This is a genomic window from Paenibacillus litoralis (genome assembly GCF_046244365.1).
Lineage (GTDB): Bacteria > Bacillota > Bacilli > Paenibacillales > NBRC-103111 > Paenibacillus_V.
Window position 1 is genome coordinate 2,272,128 of sequence record NZ_CP176395.1, and the last position, 25,152, is coordinate 2,297,279.

At 52.3% G+C, this 25,152-nt stretch carries 12 protein-coding genes and 1 pseudogene; 12 read left to right on the plus strand and 1 reads right to left on the minus strand.

All coding sequences use genetic code 11. From position 1 onward, the window contains the following. Nucleotides 1-161: 161 nt before the first annotated feature. The 10 genes from ACKGJP_RS09255 to ACKGJP_RS09300 all read left to right on the plus strand — a co-directional run bounded on the left by ACKGJP_RS09255 (nt 162) and on the right by ACKGJP_RS09300 (nt 22,732). Nucleotides 162-725: a SiaB family protein kinase gene (locus ACKGJP_RS09255; protein WP_409345371.1), complete on the plus strand. Its 564-nt coding sequence runs from the start codon at nt 162-164 to the stop codon at nt 723-725. Beyond that, nucleotides 722-1,114, plus strand: coding sequence for a DUF1987 domain-containing protein (locus tag ACKGJP_RS09260; protein WP_409345372.1), 393 nt, complete (start codon nt 722-724; stop codon nt 1,112-1,114). The genes ACKGJP_RS09255 and ACKGJP_RS09260 overlap by 4 nt, the downstream gene beginning before the upstream one ends. Beyond that, on the plus strand, nt 1,111-2,991 hold the full coding sequence (locus ACKGJP_RS09265) for a SpoIIE family protein phosphatase (RefSeq protein ID WP_409345373.1): 1,881 nt from the start codon (nt 1,111-1,113) through the stop codon (nt 2,989-2,991). Before ACKGJP_RS09260 ends, ACKGJP_RS09265 begins: the two co-directional genes overlap by 4 nt. Further along, nucleotides 2,988-4,622 (plus strand): HD domain-containing phosphohydrolase, encoded by a 1,635-nt coding sequence (locus ACKGJP_RS09270; RefSeq protein WP_409345374.1) that lies wholly within the window; start codon nt 2,988-2,990, stop codon nt 4,620-4,622. The genes ACKGJP_RS09265 and ACKGJP_RS09270 overlap by 4 nt, the downstream gene beginning before the upstream one ends. Nucleotides 4,623-6,272: 1,650 nt before the next feature. Further along, entirely contained in the window at nt 6,273-15,239 is an 8,967-nt protein-coding gene (locus ACKGJP_RS09275; protein ID WP_409345375.1) for an InlB B-repeat-containing protein, read from the plus strand. 732 nt (nt 15,240-15,971) lie between these two features. Then, nucleotides 15,972-16,979, plus strand: coding sequence for an ATP-binding cassette domain-containing protein (locus ACKGJP_RS09280; RefSeq protein ID WP_409345376.1), 1,008 nt, complete (start codon nt 15,972-15,974; stop codon nt 16,977-16,979). Next, the gene (locus tag ACKGJP_RS09285) at nt 16,976-17,791 is read left to right on the plus strand and encodes an ABC transporter permease (protein ID WP_409345377.1); all 816 of its coding nucleotides are present in this window, start codon (nt 16,976-16,978) and stop codon (nt 17,789-17,791) included. Before ACKGJP_RS09280 ends, ACKGJP_RS09285 begins: the two co-directional genes overlap by 4 nt. A 291-nt stretch (nt 17,792-18,082) precedes the next feature. Further along, the gene (locus ACKGJP_RS09290) at nt 18,083-20,761 is read left to right on the plus strand and encodes a LuxR C-terminal-related transcriptional regulator (protein ID WP_409347112.1); all 2,679 of its coding nucleotides are present in this window, start codon (nt 18,083-18,085) and stop codon (nt 20,759-20,761) included. Between the two features lie 110 nt (nt 20,762-20,871). After that, complete coding sequence (locus ACKGJP_RS09295; RefSeq protein ID WP_409345378.1) at nt 20,872-21,798, plus strand: NAD(P)-dependent alcohol dehydrogenase; 927 nt, start codon at nt 20,872-20,874, stop codon at nt 21,796-21,798. A gap of 160 nt (nt 21,799-21,958) precedes the next feature. Further along, nucleotides 21,959-22,732, plus strand: a complete 774-nt coding sequence (locus tag ACKGJP_RS09300) for a CAP domain-containing protein (protein ID WP_409347113.1) — start codon at nt 21,959-21,961, stop codon at nt 22,730-22,732. 115 nt (nt 22,733-22,847) lie between these two features. On the opposite strand, the gene ACKGJP_RS09305 is transcribed toward ACKGJP_RS09300, so the two are convergent. After that, nucleotides 22,848-23,228: a flavodoxin domain-containing protein gene (locus tag ACKGJP_RS09305; protein ID WP_409345379.1), complete on the minus strand. Its 381-nt coding sequence runs from the start codon at nt 23,226-23,228 to the stop codon at nt 22,848-22,850. 323 nt (nt 23,229-23,551) lie between these two features. Here ACKGJP_RS09305 and ACKGJP_RS09310 point away from each other — a divergent pair, with 323 nt between their 5' ends. Both ACKGJP_RS09310 and ACKGJP_RS09315 read left to right on the plus strand, forming a co-directional pair. Next, nucleotides 23,552-24,103, plus strand: a complete 552-nt coding sequence (locus tag ACKGJP_RS09310) for a MarR family winged helix-turn-helix transcriptional regulator (protein WP_409345380.1) — start codon at nt 23,552-23,554, stop codon at nt 24,101-24,103. Nucleotides 24,104-24,185: 82 nt separating this feature from the next. Continuing rightward, a pseudogene (locus ACKGJP_RS09315) lies at nt 24,186-25,130 on the plus strand (MFS transporter); the annotation flags it as partial. Nucleotides 25,131-25,152: the final 22 nt, after the last annotated feature.

A 25,152-nucleotide genomic window follows, 5' to 3' on the forward strand; every position in this document is an offset into this window, starting at 1 on the left:
CAGTGGCTTCTTGCTGCAGGGTGCGCCAGGCAATCTAAAACAGCTTATTTGGCAATAGGCAACCGGATTCCATGTCGAAACGGGAAGGAAACATACGTGCCGATGTCGAATAGCAAATACTGTCGAATAGGAAATCTGAAATCAAGGGAATGAGCGGCCAAATGATGATCGACGTGCTAGAAGTACAACAGGCGTTGCGTTCTCGCGGCATCCTGATCTGCTTTTCCGGAAAATTGACGCAGTCGCTTATAGCCGAATACGGAGAAGCGGTCAAGTCGTACTTGGAAACAGAGGATCGCCCTCAGAATGAAGTGTTCAATATTTTTTCCTTGTTTATCGAACAAACGCAAAACATCAACAACTACAATGCCGTCAAATCCGAAAGCCCGAGCTACGATGCTTTGCTACAATCCAGCATTGTAACGATCGGCAAGACCGATGAGGTCGGCTACGTTGTCAGTTCCGGTAACTTGATCGAGAACGAAGATGCGGAATGGCTGAAATCTTATATAGACGCGCTTATTCCGCTGGATAAGACAGAGCTTAAGGCGCTGTACAAAGCGAAACTGAAGGCGGATCTTGCACCAGGGGCGACGGGCGCGGGCCTCGGCATCATCGATATGGCGCGAAAATCTTCCTCGCCGTTGCAATACTCGATCGTGAAACAGAATGATCAGCTATCCTTCTTCACGTTAAAGGCCACTGTACGAGGAGTGTCATCATGATATTGTTACATGTCGAAGCCACCAAGACCACGCCGGAAGTGCGGTTCGATCCGGAAGCGGGAACGCTGTCGATTGCCGGACAGTCGTATCCTGAGAATGCGTTCAGGTTTTATGAGCCGCTGCTTAGCTGGCTGGACGACTATTTGATCCAATTGAATCACGATACCGTTGTATCGATCGAGCTGCACCTGCCTTACATTAATACGAGCAGCACGAAATGTTTTATGATGCTGCTGGAAAAGCTGGACGAAGCGTTTGGCGCCGGCAAAGCCATCGAGGTTCGCTGGTATTGCAATGAAGAGAATGAAGCGGAGCAGGAATGCGCCGAAGAATTTATGGAGGATCTGAATGTGCCGTTTGCCATCCTACCGCGAGGTAGACAAGCGTGATCGGCAAAAAGGAGCGACAGCCTGCGTCTTACGCGATGTACGACGCGAAGATGGATGCCGGCTTACAAAGGGTGATTGTGCTCGCAAGCGCATTGATCGCCCTGTCCATCGTTCTGATCGGTTCGTTTGTGTATGCGTTCACGGAGCGAGCGGCTTTACACAAGTTGAAGTCGCGCGATTTACTCACGCTTGCCAAATCGATCTCCGCACAGGTAGACGGGAGAATCGAACGCGCGGTCGAGACATCGTTGGTTTTATCCCATGATCCCATTTTGCTGGAATGGCTGGCGAGCGGGGAGCGGGACGAGCGGCTTGGCCGGATGCTTCGTGAGAAGACCGGCTATATACGCGGGGAGCTTGGCTACAGCGCAACGTTCATCGCGGGTGCGGCTACCCGCAATTATTGGGATTATGCGGGTAATCTGTTGTCACAAATAGACGAACGGGACCCTGCGGATGCCTGGTTTTTCGAGACGCTGGCAGCCGGAAGGGAAGTTTCGATCAACTTCGATTATAATAGGGAGCTTGGCGGAACCTTTGCATTCGTGAACGTCTTAGCCGGCGACGATCCGAGCCGGCCGCTCGGCATCGTCGGCGTAGGCATGAAGCTGGACGAGCTGTCTGCGGAATTCGCGTCGTACAAGGACGGACAGGGGATCAATCTGTGGCTGGTAGGCGGCACAGGCGATATATATTTATCCGACGATGCCGGGAACAACGGCAAAAATATAAGCGAAATATTGCCCGCATCGGCTCGGAAACAATTGGCCGAAGCAGACGGAAACGAACCGTTCACCCTGGAATACGATATGCCGGGCGAAGGCCGGATGGATCTGATTCGCGAGCCGCTGCGATCGACGGGATTCCAGCTTCTCGTTGAAGTGGAACGGCGGAAGACGGTCGGATTCCTGCAATCGATCCGCTGGAATACGATGCTCGCCGCATTGATTACGATGCTGGTGATCGTTTTTTTCTTCTTTTATGTCTCCCGCAAGATTGCGAACCCGTACAAGCGGGCGCTCGAAATAAACCGGCGGTTGGAGGCCGAAGTCGAGCTCCGGACGAAGGAGTTGTCGGAGCGTAATCAGGAAATGCTCGACAGTATGAATTATGCTCGGCTGTTGCAGCAGTCTGTGCTGCCGATGCCCGGGGAGCTGGAGGGCGCATTGCTTGAGCCATTCGTCATTTGGCGGCCGAGGGACGTTGTAGGCGGAGACTTCTATTGGGTGAAGCGGCATGGAGAACGGGTGCTTGTTGCGGTCGGCGATTGCACCGGACACGGCGTCCCGGGAGCGTTCATGACGATGCTGGCGTTGTCATCGCTCAACCGGATCGTGGAGACCGAAGGCGATTGCGATAATAGCCCGGCAGGCATTCTGGAAGAGCTGCATCGGTTGCTGAAGGCTACGCTGCATCATGGGAACGAGGACGGCGTGACGGATGACGGCTTGTCGATCGGCTTGTGCGCCATTGGGCCGTCGGGCGATGCGGTATTCGCCGGCGCTTCCTGCTTGATTTATCGGCTGGACGGTGAAGGTATGCAATCGTGGAAGGGCGAACGCCACGGTATCGGATACCGCCGCACGCCGACCGATTACCGTTATACGAATCATCTTCTGCCGGCCGGGGACGCGAGAATCTATCTTTCAACAGACGGATTCGTCGATCAGAACGGCGGAGAGCATGATTACTCGTACGGGCGAAAACGATATGAGGGGCTCCTCCAATCCATGCGTTATCTGACTCCGTCGGAGCAGCGCGAGAAGATGATTGAATCGCTTGAATCTTATATGCAGGGGGAGCGGCAGCGCGACGACATTACGGCGCTGTCGTTCCGCCTTGGCGGCGATCGCTTGAAGACGGAGGGGAGCGAATGAACGGACAAAAGGATCACCAGGCCGTTTACCGGCATGAGCTTGGCGTGCTTGAACGGAGCAGGCTGGAGCTTGGACGTCCGGATGTGACGAGCGACAGCTTGAAAGCAGAGTACGTAACGTTGCTGAACGAATACGAGAAATTAATGAAATGGTCCAAAAAAATTGCCGCAATCAGCGATACGCAGGCGAAGATTCTGCGACGGCGCGAAACCGATATCAAGAGCCTGCTCGATCATACCAATCAAGGCTTTCTAACGTTTGGCCCAAGCTTGCGTGTCAATCCGCAGTTTAGCAAGGAATGCGAACGTATATTTGGGAAAAGTGTATCAGGGGCCGACGTTGTTGAGCTGTTATTCGCGGCGGAGGCTGCGGATCGAGACGGTTTTTGCAATTTGCTTCGGCATGCGTTCCGTGCAAGCGTCTCCTTGGAAGAAGCGGTAGTACTATTGTCGAAATTGCCTGAGAGAGTCGTGATCGGCAATAATAGCGTCGTGCTCGAATACCGGCCGATCGTCGATGAAATAACCGAGGAAAGGCTCGTGCTGCTCATCGTAACGGATGTGTCGGAGAGACTGGCTTCGGAAGAGCGTATCAACTATTTGAGTTTTCGTGACGCGCTGACTGCGCTTTACAATCGCAGTTTTATTGAACCGGTGCTCCAAGTGCCGCCTGCACCTGAGCTGTTCCCGGTCAGTTTGCTCGTCATCGATCTGAACGGCTTGAAGCTGGCAAACGACGTGTTCGGTCATCGTGAAGGCGATAGGCTGCTGATTCGCGGCGCGGAGCTGCTGCGGACGATGTTCGGGGAAGACGTAACACTGGCACGCTGGGGCGGAGACGAGTTTGTGGCGATTCTGCCGCATACGGATAAAGAAGCTTGTGAGGCGGCGGTAGCCCTGCTGAAGGCGGGATGCGAGCAGTCGGCTATCGATCCGGTGAAAGTTTCGATGGCGATCGGCGCCGCGACGCTAACGAATGCGGATCAGTCATTGTCGGCAGCTTTCATCGACGCCGAGAAGCAAATGTATAAGAACAAGCTGCTCGAGAGCAAAAAGGTTCGTGCCGAAATGATGCAAAGCGTCACAACAGCGCTGATCGCAAGAGGTGTCGAGCGAAACGGACATCAGCAGCGGCTGAGCGATCAGGCGCTGCCGTTCGCGCAACAGATCGGATTGCTGCCGAACTCGCACGAAATGAATTTGCTGCAATCGCTGATCCGCATGCACGACGTCGGGTATTTGGCACTGCCGCACGATATTTTGCTCAAGTCCGGTTCATTAAGCGAAGAAGAGTGGGAGCTCGTCAAAAGCCATAGCGAGATCGGTTATCGGATGGCGTCCTCCATCGGCGAATGGGCGCTTGCCGAAGCGATCCTTGGCATGCACGAGCACTGGGACGGCGGAGGCTATCCATACGGGATATCACAGGAGCAAATCCCGTTCATATCCCGGCTGCTTGCGATTGTGGAAGCTTTCGATGTCATGACGCACGAGCAAGTTTATAAACAAGAGGTATCCTCGGAGGAAGCGTTACACGAGATCGAAACACAGGCCGGGAGGCAGTTCGATCCGCTTTTGGCTGCTGCTTGGGTTGATTTCGTGCGGGCCGCGGAAGCGGGCGGACGCGAATAGAAATATCCGGAGCGGCATGGAATGTTGCTGGGGATACGCCACTCAAGTCGAAGAATTGCCTGCCCTGAGAACAGAGTACGATGGATGAGTATAGCAAATTGTTTGAAAAGCGTTCCAATATGAAAGGCCCGGGTTCTCTTACGGAAGCCCGGGCTTTTTGGCGTTTCCGGCGGTAGGAGGAGGTTTTTCGACAGCAGGAAGTCCTCTTTTTTTGCATCTATCTGATCCGAATCGCCAGATTTCGAGTTTTTGTGAGTTTTTTGTGAGAACGGTTCGGTAGAATGGATGCATTATTTATGAAATAAAAAAAGGAAAAGGATGGAAAGTTTTTGTTGGGGCGATTGGCAGGGGACTGATAAGGAAAAGCCGCGCGCCGGAAAGGGCATGCGTCGTTTAACGAGAATCTGTTGAGCGTCTTTAACGCAGACCGGAGATGTACGATATTACTTTGGGAAAGTGAGGCAGTACATAATGAGAAGCGGATTTAAAAGGTTCATTTCCGTTTGTTTGGCAGTGGTTCTTGCGTTGTCAGGTGTTTTCCATGGCAAAGCTGCGGCGGCGACTAAGATGGAGTGGCAGTTGTTCCATACAATAGAAACGGAGGCTCCTATTGGAAGTAGCAGCGGGCAGATGATCAAAGATAACGGAAATTTATATACCTTGTCAACGGAGTGGGAGAAGCCTCCGGCCGTACATAAGTACGACTCCGTCACCGGCCAATGGGAAATACTCGGGCTCGGCGGACTCACGGATATTAAGTCAAGGGTTGCCGCAATTTATATGGACAGAGGCATTCTTTACGCTGCCTTTTCAAACCTGGACGCAGACATGATACAAGGAACCGTTGTCGTCATGAAGTACGACAAGGGAACCGATACTTGGGCCAAAGTAGGCGATGTGGGTCTGAGCGGCAAAGAGGTAATACGATTCTCTCTGTTTGCGGACAACGGCGACATTTATGTTGCAACTACTTGGGATGAGAAACGAGAAGGCAAGAGCGAAGTAATGAAATATGATAAAGCTAGCATGAAATGGTCCAAATTGGGCGATACGCTAACCGTGATGAGAGATCAGTATGCGGTCGGGATCGCAACACCCAAAGCGCTGACTATGTATAATGGTACATTATTTTATGGCTATACGGCGTACGGTCCAACTGATAGATGGGACGTATGGGACCGAGCGGTAACTGTATCTAAGTATGATAAAATCACCAATAAGTGGATAGCTGTAGGGCAACCTGCGACCTATGCCGAAAAAGTAGGCGACTATGTTTCTTTATTTGTAAGCGGAGGAAACTTGTATAAGCTGAGTCGGATGCATTTGGGAATGTCGAAGGTTGCTAGGTTAGAAAAATATGATTCATCGAAGGACACGTGGGTCGGGGTAGGAAATGGGCCTATCACGAACTATCCCGGCTATGTGCATGATGGAAACGCCAATTTTATTTCCGCGGATTTCGATAACGGCACTCCATATGTGTACTATTCTGGCTGGGATCCATATGATCAAAGAAAGCTTTACATTGGGGTTCGCAAACTGAATGCCCAAAACAATTGGGAGAATATAGGCGATCCAAGGGAGTATTTTACCACCGATGGAAGTCCTTTTTTCACAACTGAACCTACTCTTATCGTTGACAAGGGAAAGATGTATATATCTCATTCCAGAGAGAAAACCAAAATTATCACTTACGGGCCTGATATAACTCCGCCTAAAGCGACTGCATTCAGTCCGATAAATACGGCTACCAATGCAAGTACCAACTCGTATATGAGCATTCAGTTTAATGAAGATGTCATGAAGACGGCGGCGACAGGCAAAAATATTACGATCAAAAAAGAATCGGATGACAGCATTGCCGCGACGGCCGCTTCCATCAGTGCCTCGGGAAAATCAGTCGGCTTTTATCTGAGCAAATCACTGGAGTATAACACGAAGTATTACGTTCAGATCGATGCAGGATTGATTGCGGACGTTTCAGGAAATGCATATGGGGGATTTGCCGACAAGACGACATGGAGCTTTACGACGGGCGACGTGCCTGATACGACGCCTCCGGCGGTAACGGCTTTCTCTCCTGCGAACGGCACGAAAAACGTTGCGCTCGATTCGCCATTAACGCTGACGTTCGACGAGAACGTATCTGCGGCGGCGGGCAAAAATATCGTGATCAAAAAAACGTCGGATGACACCGCTATAGAGACGATTCCGGCCAACGATACCCGGAACGTGACAATATCGGATAAAACGGTGACGGTGACGCCGTCTAACAAATTATCCTACAGTACAGCATACTATGTACAGATCGAAAGCGGATCGTTTAAGGATAAGGCGGGCAATGTGTACGCAGGCATCGCGAACAAGACGGCGTGGAGCTTTACGACCGTTTCCGAGCCTGATACCACAGCGCCGACATTGACTGCGTATACCCCTGCCAGAGAAGCGGATAATGTCAAAGCGGATTCGAATTTGACGTTGACGTTCAGCGAGGATGTAACGGCGGGGGCAGGTAAAAACATTCACATTTTCAAACCCCGAAGCGCGAAAACGGACCCATCGGGCAGTGTGGTCGAAGAAGAGCAAGAGGTTGAAACGATTCCGGCAACCGATTCGGATAGAGTGAAGATATCAGTCAATACGGTGACCGTCGATCCGAAAAATAACTTCCAAAATAATCAGTACTATTTTGTACTGATTGACAAGGACGCCTTTCTCGATAAGGCAGGAAACGGCTTCAACGGTTTGTCAAGCCATTTGACGTTGTTTGAAGGGGGGCCGGTAGAACCGGACCTAGCTACAAAAGGCCCGTCATGGTATTTCAAAACGGCCTCCGCATATACGGTGAGCTTCGATTCTCGGGGAGGCAGCGCGGTATCGGCTATAACGAACGTAGCATCGGGCTCGGCGATCGCCGAGCCGACGGCGCCGACCCGCGCAGGATTTACGTTCGAAGGCTGGTACAAGGAATCGTCGCTAACGACCGCGTGGAATTTTGCGACGGATAAAGTGACTGGCGACACCATGCTGTATGCGAAGTGGAAAGCTACGAGTACGGCCATGCTTTGGGTTGAATTTGCCGCGAATGGCGGAGAATTTGAGTGGGGAAGTGAAGCAGGGCAACTCGTCAAGTATGGAACCAAACTAACCGAACCTTCTGTGTACAGGAATGGTTACACATTTATCGGCTGGTATACGGACGAAACCTATTCGCGGCGCTGGGTGTTCGACTCGGACACGGCAACGGAAGAGTTTACGATGGTTGCCAGATGGTCGAAAGGCGGGGACCCGAACGCGCCCGTTGTAACGTCCTATTCGCCGCCTGACAATTCGAGAATTGTTAAACAGCCGGATACGAAATTGACCTTGACGTTCAATAAGAATGTCAAAGCGATAAAAGGCGGCAAGATTAGGCTGAAAACGCCAGTTTACAATTTTTTTGGTTCACTGGTATCCGGCGGTCAGGAAATTAGCATTGATGCCGGCGACACGTCTAAAGTAACGGTAACAGGATCGAAAGTCGTGATCGACATGATCGACATCCCTGCCGATGAGTATTATGTCAATATTGACGTAGGGACCTTCCGCGATGAGTCGGACATCGATTATGCCGGACTATCTGGTGATGTTACCTATAACGAGTATACAGATGGATCTACTTCTACTTCCATAAAAGAAGATTCAAGCGATTGGGATTTTAAGATCATTGAGTACCGGGTAAATTTCGATACGCAAGGCGGCACTCCGGTTCCTCCTCCGCTTCGTAACGTCACCCCGGGATCGAAGATTACGGAACCGACGGCGCCGACCCGCTCAGGCTATACGTTCGGAGGCTGGTACAAGGACAAGCAATATACGAATGTTTGGAATTTTGCGACAGATACCGTATCGGGCAGCCTCACTCTGTACGCGAAATGGATTGGATCGAGTCCGACGACGTACACGGTCAGCTTCGACTCGCAGGGCGGCAGTGCGGTAGCGGCTATTGCGAACGTGGCATCGGGTGCGACTATCACTGCACCGACAGCGCCAGCCCGTGCAGGACATACGTTCGTAGGCTGGTACAAGGAAGCATCGCTGATGAATGCGTGGAATTTTGCGACGGATAAAGTGACGGGTAATGTTACGCTGTATGCGAAATGGACTGCTGCAGGATCGACGATGTTTACGATCAGCTTCGACTCGTTGGGCGGCAGCACGGTAGCGCCGATTGCCAACGTGGCATCGGGCTCGACAATTAGCTCGCCGACGGCGCCAACCCGCACAGGGTACACGTTCGCAGGCTGGTACAAGGAAGCATCGCTCGCGACCGCATGGAATTTTGCGGCGGATAAAGTGACGGGCGATATGACGCTGTTTGCGAAATGGATAAGCAACGGGCCGATACCTGCCCCTGGCTTCCAGCCTTCTCCTGAACCGCGTCCAGGCGACCGTCCGGGAACACCGGGCATCCCGAACGTGCCTTATGGTGCGGGAAACCATTTGCTGGTAAAAGTGTCGTCCAGCCTGATCGCTACGCCAAATGTAGGCGATGCGGTACCTAGCGGAGCGGGAGTCATCGATCCGTATATTTCGGGCAGCGATATCCCGGGAACAGACCCGAAGGTCAACCGCTATATCGGCCTTTATGAAGTCGACAGCAGCAATAAAGTTGTGAAATTCACATTGATCATTCTGAATCCGGAGGACATCAGGCCGGGAGGAACACCGGCGCCCGGCTTCGATCCGAAGCCGGAGCCGCGTCCCGGCGACGCTCCGGGTACACCGGCTATCCCGGATGTACTGTATGGATCTGGGAATCATTTGCTGGTAAAAGTGTCGTCCAGCTTGATCGCTACGCCATATGTTGGCGATTCGGCGCCTAGCGGAGCCGGAGTTATCGATCCGTATATCGCAGGAAGCGACATCCCGGGAACAGATCCGAGGGTCAATCGTTATATCGGGCTTTACGAAGTCGACAAAGACAATAAAGTCGTGAAGTTCACATTGATCATTCTGAATCCTGATGACATCAGACCGGGAGCTCCTTCGCCAATACCGGCGCCGGGCTTCAATCCGAAGCCGGTACCAAGGCCGGGCGACGGTCCGGGAACCCCCGGCATCCCGGATGTAAATCATGGAGCGCTCAATCATTTGCTGGTAAAAGTGTCATCCAGCCTGATTGCTACGCCAAATGTAGGCGATGCGGCGCCTAGCGGAGCGGGAGTCATCGATCCCTATGTTAAGGGAAGCGACATCCCGGGAGCAGACCCGAAAGTCAACCGCTTCATCGGTCTTTACGAAGTCGACGGCACGAATAAAGTCGTGAAATTCACTTTGATTGTTTTGAATCCCGAGGACGTGAATCCGGGAACGCCTTCGCCAATACCGGCGCCGGGCTTCTCGCCGAAGCCGGTACCGAAACCGGGCGGCAGTCCGGGTACACCGGCCATCCCGGACATCATCCCTGGAACCGGCAACCATTTGCTGGTGAAAGTATCGTCCAGCCTGATCGCTACGCCGAATGCAGGCGATACGGCGCCTAGCGAAGCGGGAATCATCAATCCGTATATCGCGGGTAGCGATATCCCGGGAGCGGACCCGAAGGTTAACCGCTACATCGGCTTTTACGAAGTCACCAGTGATAATAAAGTCGTGAAGTTCACTTTGATCATTTTGAATCCTGACGACTTCAACCCGGGAGTGCCTTCGCCAATACCTGCGCCGGGTTTCAATCCGAAGCCGGTACCGAAACCGGGCACCGGCCCGGATACAACGGACATTCCGAACGTATCGCCGACAGGAAACAATCGTCTGCTGGTGAAAGTATCGTCCAGCCTGATTGAAACACCAAACATCGGAGACGTGGCGCCAACCGGAAACGACATCATAGATCCGTATACGGGCGGGAATATCCCGGGCGTGGACGCGAAGGTCCAGCGCTACATCGGCCTTTATGAAGTCGACGGCACGAATAAAGTCGTGAAGTTCACATTGATCGTTCTGAATCCCGAAGATGTGAATCCGGGAGCGCCTGATCCGACACCGGCGCCGGGCTTCCTGCCGAAGCCGGTACCGAAGCCGGGCACCGGCCCGGATACAACGGACATTCCGAACGTATCGCCGACAGGACACAACCGTCTGCTGGTGAAAGTGTCATCCAGCCTGATTGAAACGCCGAAAGCCGGGGACGCGGCGCCGACAGGCGACGGAGTCATCGATCCGTATACGGGCGGAAATATCCCGGGCGTGGACGCGAAGGTCAAGCGCTACATCGGCCTTTACGAAGTCGATGGCAACAACAAAGTCGTGAAGTTCACATTGATCGTTCTGAATCCCGAAGATGTAAATCCGGGAGCGCCTGATCCGACACCGGCGCCGGGCTTCCTACCGAAGCCGGTACCGAAGCCGGGTACCGGCCCGGATACAACGGACATTCCGAACGTATCGCCAACAGGAAACAACCGTCTGTTGGTGAAAGTGTCATCCAGCCTGATTGAAACGCCGAAAGCCGGGGACGCGGCTCCGACAGGCGACGGAGTCATCGATCCGTATACGGGCGGAAATATCCCGGGCGTGGACGCGAAGGTCAACCGCTACATCGGCCTTTATGAAGTCGACGGCACGAATAAAGTCGTGAAATTCACGTTGATCGTTCTGAATCCCGATGATGTGAATCCGGGAACGCCTGATCCGACGCCGGCGCCTGGCTTCTCTCCGAAGCCGGTACCGAAGCCGGGCACCGGCCCGGATACAACGGACATTCCGAACGTATCGCCGACAGGAAACAACCGTCTGCTGGTGAAAGTGTCGTCCAGCCTGATTGAAACGCCGAAAGCCGGGGACGCGGCGCCGACAGGCGACGGAGTCATCGATCCGTATACGGGCGGAAATATCCCGGGCGTGGACGCGAAGGTCAAACGCTACATCGGCCTTTACGAAGTCGACGGCAACAACAAAGTCGTGAAGTTCACATTGATCGTTCTGAATCCTGAAGATGTAAATCCGGGAGCGCCTGATCCGTTACCGGTACCGGGCTTCTCTCCGAAGCCGAAGCCGCAACCGGGTACCGGCCCGGATACAACGGACATTCCGAACGTATCGCCGACAGCGGGCAATCGTCTGCTGGTGAAAGTGTCCAACAGCCTGATTGAAACGCCGAACGTTGGAGATACGGCTCCGACAGGCAGCGGCATCTTCGATCCGTATTCCGGAGGAAATATCCCGGGCGTGGACGCGAAGGTCAACCGCTACATCGGTCTTTACGAAGTCGACGGCACGAATAAAGTCGTGAAATTCACTTTGATTGTTCTAAATCCTGAGGATGTTACACCGGGAGCGCCTAATCCGGAACCGGTACCGGGCTTCAATCCGAAGCCGAAGCCGAAGCCGAAACCGGGGACCAAGCCGGGTACAACGGATATTCCGAATGTAACCCCGGCTGAGGGCAACCGTTTGCTGGTGAAAGTATCCTCCAGCCTGATTGAAACGCCGAGCGTCGGAGATATGGCGCCGGCAGGCAGCGGAATCATCGACCCGTATACGGGAGGAAATATCTCGGGCGTGGACGCAAAGGTCAATCGTTACGTCGGCTTCTATGAAGTCGATAGCAGCAATAAAGTCGTGAGATTCCGGCTAATCGTTCTGAATCCGGAAGATATAAACCCTGGAATGGACGACCTGAATAACGACTTTGACAAGCTCGGCATTACGTATCAGGAAGGCGATCATGCGGAGCATGTAACCAAAACGCTTTACTTGGCTGCGAAAGGCCAATCGGGGCGCACGACCGTTACATGGATGTCTAGCAATCCCGAACTGATTAAACCGAACGGACGTGTAACGCGTCCGGGCGTGGACGATCAGGATGCATACGTCATCTTGACTGCGACGATTAAGGACGAGGCGACGGGAGCTCAATCCGTCAAAACCTTTACCGTCAAAGTAATCCGGATGTCGGATGAAGATGCGGTCCGCGAGGCGGCAAAAGATCTGACCGTAGACAAAGCATTTACGTTTGCTCCGGGAGACAAATGGGAGTCCGTTACGAGCGAGTTTTTGATGCTGGACAAAGGACTTCACGGCACGTCCATAACGTGGACATCGTCAGACTCCAGTACGATTGACATTACCTCCAAGGACGGGAAAACGAACGGTTCCGTCAAACGTCCGGAAAGCAGCGACGACAATGTGCTCTTGACGGCAGTGATCAAAAAGGGAAATGCTACGATCACCAAAACGTTCCTGATCATCGTGAAAAACAAGACGGTTAGCAAGGAAGAGAATCAAACGAGGCAGCCGACTGCAAAAAAGGCGGAAGCGACGGTCAATCCGGACGGTTCGGCTAGCCGTGACGAGTTTACGATCTTGAGAACGACGCTAACGAACGGCTCCAAAATCGACACGGTCATCGTCGACACTGCGAAAGTGGAAGGCTTGACGGACGCCATCAATCCTTTAGCGGAGGACGAGAGCAAGCGCACGGTTACGCTTTATGTGAAACAGCCGTCGACGGACAAAGCGGACGAGATCGCCATCGAAATACCGGCACACGCAGTAGCCGCCATGGCGGACAGAAACGCGCTGCTGGAGATCAAGACGGATGAAGGCAGCGTCTTGATCAGCGCCGAAGCATTGAAGGATTCCGCGGAGAAAGGCACGGATTTGTACTTTAGGCTTGTTCCAGTCAAGGACAGCCAAGAGCAGTCCGAAGCTAAACGTAAGCTGGTCGGCAACAGTACGGTGCAGCAAGAAGCGGCCGGAAAACCGATTAACATTTTAAGCATACCGAGGAAGATCGAAACGAATTTCACGGGCTTCGCTACCAAAGTCATTATTCCGCTTTCCGGTGTTTCGGTGCCGGAATCGAATAAGCAGGAATTCCTGAACTCGCTGCGCGTATTCATCGAGCATTCCGACGGCACGACAGAGCTGCTTGCGGGCGTCTTCCAGTACGAGAACGGCAGGCCGACGGGCATCGAAATCGAGATCAACCGGTTCAGCCGGTTCCAAATCGTAAGCTTCGCCGGCAACGGAGGCAGCAACGGCGGCAGCTCGAATGAAAGCGGCAATGAATCGGCGGCTGAATTTGTCCCATCGCCTTCGCTCAAACCGGGAAGCGCGTATGGAACGACCAGCGTCAATGCAAGTCCTGCCGGAGCAGGAAACCGGATTGTGATTCGCGTATCGTCCGGCACGATTCCGGTTCCGAATAAGGGAGACGCCGCTCCAACGGGAGCGGGAGTGATTGATCCTTACGTATCGGGAAGCGATATCGACAGCGTAGATGCAGAAGGAAACAAGTATATCGGCATTTATGAAGTGGACGGCAACAACCGGATTGTGCGCTTCAAGCTCCTGCTCGTATCGAAGAGCGACCTTCGCTTGATCGACTTACTCGTCAATGACGACGTACAGAAAAATACGGCTAAGCTTGATCGGAAAAAAGCTTCCGATGCGGAAGAAATCTTTATCGTCGTCGATAACGAAGCCATAATCGGCAAGCTCAGCAGCGAGAAAGCGGGAAGCGTGTTGACGGTTCCGCAAGTATCGTCGGCGAAACGCGTCGAAGTGGCAATGAACGGCCAGCTTCTGAGGCAGATGCTAGAAAAAGCCGGCGTGTTCCGTTTCGAAACGGAAGCGGCTATCTACATCGTTCCTGCAGCTGCGTTAGATGTGAACGGACTTCTCGAACAACTGGGCACACCGGCAGATTTGAGCAAGGTGACTTACAAGATTTCCGTAGCATTCGCCGATAAAGCGTCCTCCTCGCGGATGGAAGAGCTGGCGAAGAACGGCGACGCCAAGTTGTATGGAAGCCCCGTACAGTTCTCGATAGCAGCCGAATACGGCGGGAAGATTGCAAAGGCAGACAAATTTGACCGGTATGTGGAAAGATGGATTCGTCTTCCGAAAGACATCGATCCATCCCAAGTAACGACAGGCGTGTCAATCGCGACTGACGGAAGCATGCTTCATATGCCGACCCGTATGGAAAGCGATAACGGAACGAACTATGCCGTTGTAAGCAGCCTGTATAACGGCCAGTTTGCCCTCGTGAATCATAAACAAGCGTTTGGCGATACCGAAGGCCACTGGGCGGAAGCGGCGATTAACGAGCTGGCCTCAAGAACGGTAGTCAACGGTACGGGAGAACGCAGCTTTGCGCCGGACACAGACATGACTCGCGCGGAATTTGCTGCGATAATCGTCAGAGCGCTCGGTTTGAAGCTAGGTAACTCGGGCAAGCGTTCGTTCAACGACATTCACGAAACGGATTGGTATTTCAGCTATGTAACGACGGCAACCGAATTCGGTATCGTAGAAGGCTATGAAACGGGCGATTTCGGACCGACGGATCGCATCACCCGCGAACAGGCGATGGTCATGATCGCAAGAGCGATGAGCATTACGGGCTTGAAGACGGGGCTCCAAGCGGGCGAAGCGGACAAGCTGCTTGCAGCGTTTGGAGATTCGGAAGTGTCCGCTGAATGGGCACGCGAAAGCATTGCGGCAAGCGTCAAAGCGGGTCTCGTATCGGGCAGAAGCGACGGAACGATCTCGCCGAAGAACGAAATAACGAGAGCCGAGGTAGTGAAGCTTGTAACGAAGCTGCTGCAGCTGTCGAAATTGATTTAACCGATAGAGAAGAAACTCCGGATTCCGGAATAACTTCTAGTTTTCGGACCCGTTAAGAGGTACGAATAAAAACGACCTTCTATCCCATTTTCGGGATGGAGGGTCGTCTTTTTCTAGAAAAGGTACCGTCTCCTCCGTTTTCTTGAGGGACAGTACCTTTTCTAGCAGCAAGAAACTTTTTCAGCGGCCTCGAATTAGAGGTAGGGGGCTGTTTACTCCTTCTTTTCCGTTTGACGGAACTATGGTGCGCTATTTACCGGTTTCTCTTTGGATTTCGAGACGATGCGGAACTCCAGTACGCTATTAGGACGATTTGCTTTGAAAATCACCCCATTTTATGCAAATAAGGAACTCTAGTTCCGACAACCGCCGATAAACAGGCCTGCCGCTGGGAATAAAGCACTGACGTTCCGCCTAACAACAGGGAGAATCCTTTTGACCCTGTTGCCACGGCCGCCAAGTGAGAAGTCTCACGTTTAGGCGGAGTTATGGCGCGCGAAATTGCCGGTTCCAATCAGCGGCTTGGATGAGAGGGACAAGAAAGCAGAAAGGGAATCTCCCAAAAGTCATATGGGGGCTTTGAAGATTCCCATATAGAGACGAATACAGGGTCAGTCCGAGGGGGCGAATGGAGAGCTAACAACGTATTCATCTTAGTTTACATTAGTTTACATTCAGTTTATAAAGATAAGTTACCATCACTAGGTAATCAGTTATCTAGGAGGAATCGCAATGGAATATGCATACAGGGAATGGGCCGTCGAAGCGCGCGGGCTCGTCAAAGCTTTTGGCGACAACCACGCGGTGGATGGCGTAGATTTGAATGTGCGCGCCGGTACGATCTACGGCGTGCTTGGCCCGAACGGGGCAGGCAAGACCACGACAATCAGAATGCTGGCGACCTTACTTCGACCTGACGCGGGTTCGGCGAGAATTTTCGGGCATGATGTGGTGAAGGAGTCGCAGATTGTCCGTCAATTGATCGGGGTAACCGGCCAGTACGCATCGGCTGACGAGTCGCTTAGCGCAACCGAGAACTTGATCATCTTCTCCAGGCTGCTCGGGCTGGGGCGCGCAGAGGCGCGGCGTAAAGCGGAGGAGTTGCTTGAGGAATTTGGTTTGACGGAAGCCGCAAAGCGGCCGTTAAAAAATTTCTCCGGCGGTATGCGCCGCCGGCTGGATTTGGCGGCGAGCCTCATTGCACAGCCGCCGCTCATCTTCCTGGACGAACCGACTACCGGGCTGGACCCTCGCACGCGAGCGCAGATGTGGGAAACGATCCGCCGGTTGGTGAAGACGGGGTCAACCGTGCTGCTAACAACGCAATATCTCGATGAGGCGGATCAGCTGGCTGACCGGATCGCGGTTATCGATCGCGGCCATGTCGTCGCAGAAGGGACCGTGGATGAACTGAAGGCGTCGGTAGGTACCTCGTCGTTGCACTTGAGAGTCCAGAATCCTCAGGATATGGAGAATGCGCGTCAGATCATAGAACAGGTGCTCAGGGTCCAGTCAAGCGTGTCGTCGGAAGCCGGTAAAATGACGGCACCGATGGCGAACGTCGACCGGGTCACGGACCTCCTTATCGCGCTTCGTGCGGCGGGAATTCACTTGTCCGAGATGAGTGTGCAGAAACCGACACTCGACGAGGTCTTTCTAACCATTACCGGACATGGCGTGAAGGAAGACACGGCTCGAACGTCCCATGAATCGAACGAAGCGGAGGAGGCAAGAGTATGAGAAATACTTCCATTAAGCACGGGGCCGATCTTCAGTTGAAAAATTACACGAGCTTCGGCCAGTCGGTACGCAACTCGTTGACGATGGCCTATCGAGGTCTGCTGAAGCTTCGGCGTACACCCGAGCAGTTGTTCGACGTCACGCTCCAGCCCATTATCTTTACCTTGATGTTTACCTACATCTTCGGCGGGGCGATTTCCGGCGACGTACAGAGCTATTTGCCCGTCATCATTCCCGGCATTCTCGTGCAGACCGTTATCACGACCTCGATTGTCACCGGCGTTCAACTGCGCGAGGACATGGATAAAGGCGTGTTCGACCGGTTCAAGTCACTGCCAATCGCACGCATCGCACCGTTGGCCGGTGCTCTATTGGCGGACACCATCCGGTATACCATTGCGACAGTGCTTACGTTTACCATGGGGTATATTATGGGCTACCGGCCGGACGGAGGCTTCGATCACGTCGCCATCGCCGCGGTACTTGTGATTTTCTGCTCCTGGGCAATCAGCTGGATTTTCGCCTTCTTCGGCGTAATTGCCCGTACCGCCTCAAGCGTACAGGGGATATCGATGATCGTGTTGTTTCCGCTCACGTTTCTTTCCAACGCATTCGTACCGGTGAAGACCATGCCCGGCTGGCTTCAGTGGTTTGTTAACATCAATCCGATCTCCCATCTCGTCTCTGCCGTCCGAGATCTGGCCAACTCCGGTACCGTAGGTTGGGATCTCGTCATTTCCCTCATCGGCGCCGCCGTCATTGTGGCGATCTTTGCCCCCCTTACCGTGCAAGCCTATATGCGCCGGACATAGTGCAAACATACGCTGTACGAAGCTGAACGATATGGCATTTCTCTACCAAAAAAACGCCTTCATCCCCGCTTGCATTAGCGGTTTTGGGGGCGTTATTTCGCGTTATAGGGGACTCACTCGCTCACTCGACGAACCCCTTTTGGGAGAGCCCTTTCTGTTTTTTGACACAGATTGCAGCAGCTCACCGTCCTGTTGAAAAAGAATGCAAAGGGAAATACATGTACCTGTCGAACATAATATTAATATTACGTATCAAAACGCTGCAATCGGCGGCGTAGAACGGTGGTTATGATGTCTATCCTAATAGTATCCACTAAACTTTATATCCCCCCGCCACGGCCTAAAGTTGTCCTTCGCCCCCGCCTGATCGATCGTCTGAACGAGGGGATGCACCGCAAGCTGACCCTCATCTCCGCTTCCGCCGGCTCCGGCAAAACTACGCTTGTCAGCGAATGGCTTGCCGATTGCTCGCAGCCAGCCGCCTGGCTGTCACTGGAAAAGGGAGATAACGACCTTGCAAGTTTTTTGAGATATTTTATAGCTGCTCTGCAAACGATTGGGACGAATCTTGGTGAAGGCGCGATTGGTTTGCTTCAATCTCCTCCTCCGCTGCCAACCGAATCGATTATGACGGCCTTGGTCAATGAAATCACCGCCATTCCGGACCATTTCGTACTCGTCCTTGACGATTACCACGTCATGGATGACAGAGCAATCGACAATGCCCTCGCCTTCCTGCTCGAGCGAATGCCGCCGCAAATGCACCTGGTCATCGCCACTCGCGAAGATCCTCGTCTACCTTTGGCAAGGTTACGCGTTCGGGATCAATTGACTGAAGTGCGCGCAACGGACTTGCGCTTTACCTCCGCCGAAACGGCCGAGTTTCTGGACGAGGTGATGGGGCTGAACCTTTCATCGGAAAACATCGCTCTACTCGAGTCCCGCACGGAAGGCTGGATTGCCGGCTTGCAGCTAGCCGCGCTTTCCATGATTGGACATAAAGACCCCGCCGGCTTTATCCAATCTTTCTCAGGCAGCCACCGTTACGTGCTGGACTATCTGGTTGAAGAAGTGCTGCAGCAGCAATCCGTAAGCATGCAGACTTTTTTGCTGCGTACGTCGATCCTGGACCGGTTGTGCGGCCCGCTGTGCGATGCCGTTCTTCGCAGGGGTGTCGCTGAAGACCCCCCCGCGCTCTCTGCTTCCGGTCAGGAAATCTTGGAATATCTCGAACGCGCCAACCTGTTCATCGTCCCGCTTGACCATGAACGGCGGTGGTACCGCTACCACCATCTCTTTGCTGAATTGCTGCGGAAACGGCTGCACCAGAGCATCGCTTCGAATACGGGGGATGATGAGAAGGGGGTATCTGATTTACATGTAAGCGCGAGCATATGGTATGAAGAAAACAGCTTTGCGATTGAGGCTTTTCACCATGCCGCAGCCGCCAAGGACATCCAGCGTGCCGCTCGCCTCATGGAGGGAAGGGGGATGCCCTTGCTCTTTCTCGGGGCGGTTGCCCCTGTAAGGAACTGGCTCGATTCCATGCCAAGCGTTGAACTGGATGCGAGGCCCTCGTTGTGGGTGATGTATGCTTCTACCTTGCTGATGACGGGCCAGCTGACCGGCGTAGAGCATAAACTGCAAGCCGCTGAAAAGGCGCTGCAAGGTGCCGAGCGAGACGACAAGACCCGAGATCTTATCGGTCATATTGCCTCCATACGCGCCACGCTAGCTGTCACCAAGCACCAGGCGGAAACCATCATTGCCGAGTCGCGTCGCGCTCTGAACGATTTGCACCCGGACAATCTGCCTGTCCGCACAGCCACTGTCTGGGCGCTGGGATATGCTTACCAGCTTCAGGGAGATCTTGCTGCGGCCGGCAAGGCCTATGCCGAAGCATTATCGATCAGCCAGATGATCGGTCATATCATAATCGCCATTATGGCTACACTCGGCCTTGGGAACATACAGGAAGCGGAGAACCAGCTTCATGAGGCGGCGGAGACTTATCGGCGCGCTCGGAATATGGCAGGCGACCCGCCGCTGCCGGTTGCTTGCGAAGCGTACCTGGGCTTAGCCCGTATCTATTATGAATGGAACGACTTGGATGTCGCCATGCAGTACGCTCAACAGTCCGTCCAACTGGCGAAGCAGTTAGAACGCACGGACAGAGCCGTTGCGGCCGAGGTGCTTCTCGCAAAGCTGCAGCTTGCGCGGGGAGAGGCGAGCGGCGCGGCCGCTACTTTAGTTAAGGCTGACCAGTTTGCCCGCCAGCAAAAATTCGTGAATCAACTGCCCCATATCGCTGCGGTGCATGTCCTGACGTTGCTCCGCCAGGACAATCTGGCGGCAGCATCTCAACTGGCGCAGAAGCACGAGCTTCCCGTCGGCCAGGCCCGGGTATTCCTGGCACAGGGAGATGCATCCGCAGCACTGGCGGTGCTGGGGCCGTTGAGAGAGCAGGCAGAGGGGAAGGGTTCGGAGGATGAACGCCTTAAGGTAATGGTTCTGCAAGCGGTTGCTCTGCATGCGAACGGCCAAAAGCTCAAGGCCGTGCAACTGCTTATAGACGCTCTGACGATGGCCGAGCCAGGCGGTTTCATCCGGACTTTTGTCGACGAAGGGACTCCGATGTTTAGGTTGTTGCGTGAAACGGCGTCCCAGGGAAGAATGCCAAGCTATCTAGGCAAGCTGCTGGCTGAATTCGAAGCTGAGGAGCTGCATGGAGAAGGCCGATCCGATCAGCGCTTTGCCGAGCCTGCCAAGCCCCTAATCGAGCCGCTGAGCGGGCGGGAGCTGGAAGTCCTGCGCCTCATAGCTCAAGGACTCTCGAATCGGGAGATTAGCGAGCGGCTATTCATCGCGTTGACTACGGTGAAAGGGCATAACCGGATTATCTTTGACAAACTGCAAGTAAATCGGCGCACCGAAGCTGTAGCGCGTGCCCGCCAGTTAGAACTGTTGTGAAGTTTACCCGCTTACCTGATCGCAGCATGTTTAAAACCATACTTTAGTATCTATAAGTCAATATGGAGTTGCGGCTATACTATTTGCAAAATGAGGTTTGGAGGAAACCCATGAAAGCGATAGTATGCACAAAATACGGATCACCGGATGTTCTGGAGCTCAGAGAGGTAGCAAAATCCGCTCCCAAAGACAATGAAATCCTGATAAAAATTTATGCGACGACCGTAACATCAGGGGACTGCAGAGTTCGAGGGTTCAAGAGTCCTATCCTGTACTATATCCCGATGCGACTATTCTTAGGCATCAGAAAACCAAGAAAACCTATTCTTGGGGTGGAGCTGGCCGGGGAAATCGAAGCGATAGGCAAAGATGTAAAGCGATTTAAGAAAGGCGACCAGATTTATGCATTGAATGGAATGCGTTTCGGTGCCCATGCCGAGTACACCTGCCTCCCGGAAGACGGAGTAGTGGCCCTAAAACCGGCGAATGCGACCTATGAGGAAGCCGCAGCCATTCCTTTTGGGGGAACTACGGCATTGCATTTTCTTAGAAAGGGAAACATCAGGAACGGACAAAACGTTCTTATTTATGGAGCTTCCGGAGCGGTGGGGACTTCCGCGGTGCAGCTTGCCAAGCATTTTGGTGCGGAGGTTACCGGTGTATGCAGCAGCGCGAATTTGGAATTGGTGAAATCCCTGGGAGCCGCTAAAGTCATCGATTACACGAAAGAGGATTTCACGAGTAAAGCGGAGCGTTACGATATCATTTTCGATGCGGTAGGGAAAATCTCGAAATCCAATAGCAAGAAAGCACTGGCGCCGAACGGGACATTCGTGACCGTTGAAGGGCAGGGGATTGCGAAGGAACGCTCGGAGGATTTAGTTTTCCTCAAAGAGCTTATGGAGACGGGAAAAATCATACCGGTCATCGATCGGCGCTATCCGCTGGAGCAAATTCCCGAAGCTCACCGATATGTGGAAAAGGGGCGCAAAAAGGGAAATGTAGTAATCACGGTTAGATCAGATAACAAAATGTAGCAGCCCTCGGTTTCATAACAAAACGGCAGCCGATGAGGCTGCTTTTTTATTTGCCGAGTTGTTAACTTTAATTGTTAATGACCGTCCGAATAAAGCAATGGCGGTTTGCAAAAACTTTGTTCGATAACATCATACTTAGACTGACCGAGGAGGGATTATCATTAAAAAAGTTATCGTTATTGCTGCACTTTTAGTCGCTGCAGGTTGTTCGAGTAATCATATTACAAAAAAGCAATCGACTCCCAATCAAACAAAGATTGTAACGCCATCCCCTAGTCCTGCTCAGCCGTCAAACTTAACGCAAGCATCATCCGTTTCTACAGCGGGCGATGGGAAAATTACGGCGAATCAAGTACCGATTGACGCTTCGAATTGGATGGAATGGTTCAAACGCATTAATGAAGGAAAAAATCCGGTGGATCCGTCTTTATTTCCGCAACTGCCAGTCAATCCGCAGCATCCGGTAACGCAACCGGCGAATCCGCAACAACCGGCTACTCAGCCGGCCAACCCGGCACAGACGGCCAAACCGCAGCAACCGGCCAACCCGCCACAGTCATCCAATTCGTCCCAATATGCGCAGCAAGTATTGGATCTGGTGAATCAAGAAAGATCGAAAGCAGGCTTAAAGCCGCTTAGTATGAGTAGCGGTCTTACGAAAGTAGCCATGGCCAAAGCGCAGGATATGTACAACAACAATTATTTCGATCATCAATCTCCGACTTACGGGTCCCCGTTCGATATGATGAAGTCATTCGGGATTACCTATAACTCGGCAGGAGAAAACATCGCCAAAGGCCAGTCGAGCCCGGCGGAAGTGATGAACCAATGGATGAACAGTCCTGGGCATCGCGCCAATATCCTGAATAGCAGCTTCACGCAAATTGGAATAGCTTATTATAACAGCGAGTGGGTTCAAGAATTCACGGGCTGATGCAAAATGCAAAAAACACGCCGCACATTCGCGTGTTTTTTGCGTTCCTTTCTTTACTGCGTGAGTTCTTTAAACTTTTCAGAAAAAGCCTTTATTCTTTCCACGAAGATTCCTTTTAGTTGGTTGGAGCCTTCCTTTGGTGCAGCGTAAGCCTTATAGCCGCCAAACGATTCCATACAAATAGCTGCTTTTTTAAGATCGTCAGGAAAATTTTCATCCATGATTTCCTCCGTTTTCTTTGGCTTTTCGTTACAAATATAGTATCCCATCCTTTTTTTAACAACTCGGGTTGATTCTTTTTAATAAAGTCGCGAATCGGTTTGTATATTTTTCCGTCTTTAACTCCGGCGCCTAAAATAATACGATCGAATTTCTCGATATCCGGCTTTTCTAAACCAATATTACAAACTGTGCAAGCTGGAAGCTCTTCCGATAATAATTTTGCACATTGCTCCGTTGCTCCTGATTTCGTAGCGTATAGAACGAGTATTGCCACGGTTTCTCACTCTTTTCAGCTATAATTTTATACTGCTATATTTAGTCGAATGCTATCTTTAACGGTATTTGCCATGGTTAAATGAGGCGACATTGATCATCTAATCGAGAATCTTATATTTCTAATATCTTGATTAATGAGATAATCAACATTTTAATGAGAGAACAATTCTTTGTCAAGCAACCATGTTCTAAAGGGGAGTTTAACGCCGGACATAGGGATATGTGGCTGCCGGCTTCTCCAGCATAAAGGAGTTGCATTCTCGAAATCATTCCGTTATATTGAACATAGTTAGATAATCTAATTATTTACGAGGCGAGATCATGAGCAGAAAAAACAACAAGGAGCATACGTCCGATCCATTGCCGAAGCTGGGCGTTAAGCCTTATTTGGAGCTTATGGACCAAACGGCTTCGGAAGAGACGGATCGCCAAGCTGCCCATCTGGGGTTATTGATGCTGTGGCTTGGAGATAACGTCTTGGATGCGATCGACCTGGATTTATCGCCGTTCGGCATTACGGAGAGCAAATTGGACTTGCTGCTGCTGCTTACGCTTCATGACGGCAGAGAACTTGTCACCCCGTCTTCGCTTGCAGACAGGCTGGGCATCAGGCGTGCTTCCGTTACGGCCTTATTGGATTGGCTGGAAAAAAGGCACTGGATAGTCCGGGAGCAAAGCGACTTGGATCGCCGGATGATCCATGTGAAGATTTCGCCGGAAGGCCGGGAGCTGGTTAATCGGGCATTGCCCGCTTTTTGGTCGACCTGTTCCTCGATTATAGGCGACATGGACGCCGAGGAGCGAATGGTAGTGGAAAAATTACTGGTCAAGCTGAATACTCGTGTAGAAAAAAGACTGGGGGTGGGAAGATAAATTTTTTTGCGTATATAATTAGATTATCTAACTATAATCCATATCCTATATATTAAAGAGGTGTCCTATGCCGCAAATCGTTATGTTCAACAAAAATCAAAGAAACTACTCGGTCATGACCATCATCCTATGCTGGTCCGGATTGGCTGTCATGTCAAGTCTATACGTGACCATTCCGCTTATCTCTTTGTTCGCCGAACATTTTGACATCACATTGACGCAAGCTGCGGCAGCAGGAAGCGTATTTTCGCTAGGCTTTGCCATCGGTTGTCTGATTTATGGAGCGTTATCCGACAAATACGGACGCAAGAAAGTCATCTTTATCGGACTTCTAGCTCTAACGTTCGTTTCTTTCCTGCTTGGAACGGCGGATCAGTTTCCATGGATTCTTGTACTTAGAGGCTTGCAAGGCGCCGCTGCGGCCACGTTCTCGCCTGTTGCCCTCGCTTATGCGGTCGAAATGTTCCCGGCGGAAAAACGGGTGACGACGATCGGATTTATCAGCACGGGATTTTTGGTAGCGGGGATCGTTGGCCAGGTCGTCAGCAGTCTGATTAGCCAGCAATATGGTTGGAACGCCGTATTTTATCTGCTTGCTGCGGTCTACGCTGTGACGTCGCTTCTGGTGCTAAGATTTTTGCCGAAGGGCGATATTCAACATGCGCACGCCAGCATTTTAGCTCCCCTAAAGCAAATTGGAACCTTGTTTACGCAAAAAAATCTTGTTCTAAGCTACGCGGTCGCATTGGTATTGCTTATGTCATTTGTCAGCATGTATACCGTCTTGGGCAGTTATTTGAGCGGTCCCGAATTCGGTCTGGGGAAACAAGAGATCCTTTATGTGCGATCGATCGGCGTTCTGGGGATGCTGATCTCTCCATTCGCGGGTAAGCTTGCAAAGCGGTTCGGCGTGCGACCTGTACTGCGCGGGGGATTATGTTTAGCGATTGCAGGTCTAGCCTTCATGGGCGCATTCTCGAACTTGCCTCTTCTGATTGGGATGAGTTTGCTATTTGTTGCCGGACTTTTGCATGGATGAACAAATATAA

What these genes read in the sequence shown, in the direction of transcription:
- ACKGJP_RS09280 (WP_409345376.1), top strand. Translation starts at nt 15,972, where the DNA reads ATGGAATATGCATACAGGGAATGGGCCGTCGAAGCGCGCGGGCTCGTC.
- ACKGJP_RS09270 (WP_409345374.1), top strand. Translation starts at nt 2,988, where the DNA reads ATGAACGGACAAAAGGATCACCAGGCCGTTTACCGGCATGAGCTTGGC.
- ACKGJP_RS09290 (WP_409347112.1), top strand. Translation starts at nt 18,083, where the DNA reads ATGTCTATCCTAATAGTATCCACTAAACTTTATATCCCCCCGCCACGG.
- ACKGJP_RS09295 (WP_409345378.1), top strand. Translation starts at nt 20,872, where the DNA reads ATGAAAGCGATAGTATGCACAAAATACGGATCACCGGATGTTCTGGAG.
- ACKGJP_RS09260 (WP_409345372.1), top strand. Translation starts at nt 722, where the DNA reads ATGATATTGTTACATGTCGAAGCCACCAAGACCACGCCGGAAGTGCGG.
- ACKGJP_RS09285 (WP_409345377.1), top strand. Translation starts at nt 16,976, where the DNA reads ATGAGAAATACTTCCATTAAGCACGGGGCCGATCTTCAGTTGAAAAAT.
- ACKGJP_RS09310 (WP_409345380.1), top strand. Translation starts at nt 23,552, where the DNA reads ATGAGCAGAAAAAACAACAAGGAGCATACGTCCGATCCATTGCCGAAG.
- ACKGJP_RS09275 (WP_409345375.1), top strand. Translation starts at nt 6,273, where the DNA reads ATGTATATATCTCATTCCAGAGAGAAAACCAAAATTATCACTTACGGG.
- ACKGJP_RS09255 (WP_409345371.1), top strand. Translation starts at nt 162, where the DNA reads ATGATGATCGACGTGCTAGAAGTACAACAGGCGTTGCGTTCTCGCGGC.